Origin of the sequence: Actinotignum urematis, from assembly GCF_051264595.1 — a bacterium.
GTDB classification, from domain to species: domain Bacteria; phylum Actinomycetota; class Actinomycetes; order Actinomycetales; family Actinomycetaceae; genus Actinotignum; species Actinotignum timonense_A.
Genome location: NZ_JBOZBG010000041.1, coordinates 1 through 809, shown reverse-complemented (window position 1 = coordinate 809; position 809 = coordinate 1). Strand labels below are relative to the sequence as shown.

Annotated in this window: 1 rRNA gene; it reads right to left on the bottom strand. The window is 50.1% G+C overall.

The features are described from left to right. Positions 1–453: 453 nt before the first annotated feature. Positions 454–809 (bottom strand): 16S ribosomal RNA (locus ACRQDJ_RS09250); the annotation flags it as partial.

The window sequence follows — 809 nt, the reverse complement described above, 5'->3', positions numbered from 1 at the left end:
GGCATATCGCAGGCTACAACGTCCTTCTTCGGCCCATACGCACCAAGGCATCCACCAAACGCCCTACAACACCAAAAAAACAATAAACAAGAAACTCAAAACAAAAAATGTTTACATTACGCAAAATCACACAACAAACACACACAAAACAAAACGCTTCACACATGTTTGTTATAAAGATGCTCACGCTCACTATGCGACAACCAACCACCACACCAACACCACAACCAGAAAACAAACCATCAAAGCCTGTCAACTGCTCGCGGGTGGTATATCGGACAGTGTCCGAATGCCTAACAGCCCGTCCAACCAACACCACAAAGAACACAAACAAGCACGAAAACCCGTCCGCGTTCTAAGCGTCTTTTTTACGTGTCCCAAACAAGAAACAAACACTAAAGAAACAAACCCGAGTGGTCTATTCCCATCCCGTTTCCTGCAACAAATCCTTAGAAAGGAGGTGATCCAGCCGCACCTTCCGGTACGGCTACCTTGTTACGACTTCGTCCCAATCGCCAGCCCCACCTTCGACCGCTCCCCCCACAAAATGGTTAGGCCACGAGCTACGGGTGTTACCAACTTTCGTGACGTGACGGGCGGTGTGTACAAGGCCCGGGAACGTATTCACCGCGGCAATGCTGATCCGCGATTACTAGCGACTCCGACTTCACGAGGTCGAGTTGCAGACCCCGATCCGAACTGAGACCAGCTTTAAGGGATTCGCTCCACCTCACGATATCGCAACCCTCTGTACCGGCCATTGTAGCATGCGTGAAGCCCAAGACATAAGGGGCATGATGATTTGACGT